This is a genomic window from Kitasatospora putterlickiae (genome assembly GCF_039527695.1).
Classification (GTDB): domain Bacteria; phylum Actinomycetota; class Actinomycetes; order Streptomycetales; family Streptomycetaceae; genus Kitasatospora; species Kitasatospora putterlickiae.
On the sequence record NZ_BAAAKJ010000223.1, the window covers coordinates 29,624 to 31,602 of the forward strand.

Annotated in this window: 1 protein-coding gene; it reads right to left on the reverse strand. The window is 80.5% G+C overall.

Annotation, left to right across the window (positions count from 1 at the left end):
* Positions 1 to 1,979: [protein-PII] uridylyltransferase (locus tag ABD308_RS22270; RefSeq protein ID WP_344337907.1), on the reverse strand; the 1,979-nt coding region annotated here is incomplete at both ends.

The window sequence follows — 1,979 nt, forward strand, 5'->3', positions numbered from 1 at the left end:
GGCCAGTCGGCGGGTGACGTCCAGCGAGCCGTCCAGCGCCCGACGCAGATCGGCCCGGAACCGGGCCGCCTCCGGTGGCCCGCCGAACTCCGCGGCCACCGTCCAGGAGAGCAGCAGCACCGGCCCGGCGCCGATCGGGTCCAGCACGCGCAGCCCCGCCGAGCGGACCGCCAGCCGGTGCAGGGCCAGTACCCCGGCGACGGTGCCCAGCAGGCCCGGCCGGTCCGGGACGGCCAGCAGCAGCCGCACGCCCATCGGCCCGGTGCCGGCCGCGTCCGCCTCGCTCCCGGCCGACAGCGACAGCGCCGGCCCGCCGGTCCTGGCCGCCTCCACCGCCAGCCGCTCCTGCTCGGCGGTCGGCTCCGCCTCGACGGGGCCGGGGAACCCGCCGGACGCCCCGGTCAGCCGGGCGGCGGCCCGGGCGGCCAGGCCGTCCACCAGCGAGGCCCGCCAGCCGCTCCACGCGGCCGGGCCGGTGGCCAGCGCGTCCGCCTCGGTCAGCGCCCGCAGCAGCTCCAGCCGCGCCACCGACCCGACCGCCTTGGTGACGGTCTCCACGGTCGCCGGGTCGTCCGGGTCCCGCCGGGTCGCGGTGTCCACCAGGGTCAGGTGGTGGCGCACCAGCACCGCCAGGGTCTCCACCGACTCCGGGTCGAAGCCCATCCGGGCGGCCAGGACGCGGACGACCGCCTCGCCCGCCGCGCTGTGGTCGCCCGGCCGGCCCTTGCCGATGTCGTGCAGCAGCGCGGCGACCAGCAGCAGGTCCGGCCGGGCCACCCGGCGGGTCATCGCGGCGGCCCGCACCGCCGTCTCCACCAGGTGCCGGTCCACCGTCCAGCGGTGCACCGCGTCGCGCTGCGGCCGGCAGCGCACCCGCTCCCACTCCGGCAGCAGCCGGGTGATCAGCCCCCGCGCCTCCAGCGCCTCCCAGACCGGCAGGCAGGCCTCGCCCGCGCCGAGCAGGGTGACCAGTTGCTCGCGCGCCTCGTCCGGCCAGGGCACCGGCAGCGGACCGCACTCCGCCGCCAGCCGGCCCACCGTCGCGCAGGAGAGGGCGAGGCCGTTCTGGGCGGCCGCCGCCGCGGCGCGCAGCGGCAGCACCGGGTCGGCGGCCGGGCGGGCGCCCCGGGCCAGCACCGCCTCACCGTCCTGCTCCACCACGCCCTCCGCGAGCGGCCGGCGCTCCACCGGGCCCCGGGCCGGCGCGCCCCGTCCGGCACCGGTGAACGGGAGGCGCCGGAGCGGCCGGCGGCCCCGGCCCGAGCGGGCGGCCAGCACCCGTTCCACCGACCGCCAGGCGACGTCGGAGGCGTAGGCGACGGTCCGCGCCGCCCGGTAGACCTCGCGCAGCAGGGCGTCCGCGTCCGGCAGGCCCAGCCGCTCGGCGACCTGGTCCTGGTCCCGCAGGGCGAGCCGGTCGGTGGCCCGGCCGGTCACCAGGTGCAGGGCGTCGCGCACGTCCGCCAGCCGGAGCGCGGCGGCGTCCAGCCCCTCCCGGGGCGCGTCGGCGAGCCAGCTCGCGGCGACCGCGCGCAGCGCCACGACGTCCCGCAGGCCGCCGCGGGCCTCCTTCAGGTCGGGTTCCAGCAGGAAGGACAGCTCGCCGTGCCGCTCGGCCCGCTCCCGGACCAGCTCGCGCAGCTCCGGCAGCCGCCGCGGGGCGCCCACCCGCCAGTCGGCGAGCAGGGTGGAGCGCAGCGCGGCGGTGAGCGCCGGGTCGCCGGCCACGTGCCGGGCGTCCAGCAGGCCGAGCTGCGCCTTCAGGTCGGCGGCGGCCACCGACCTGGTCTCGGCGGGGGTGCGGACCGCGTGGTCGAGCGAGGCGCCGGAGTCCCAGACCGGGTACCAGAGGCGCTCCGGCACGGCGGGGTCCAGCCGGCCCTCGTGCAGCAGCAGGACGTCCAGGTCGCTGCGCGGCGAGAGCTCGCCGCGCCCGTAGCCGCCGACCGCGACCACGGCGGCCCCGGCGGGGGCGCCGG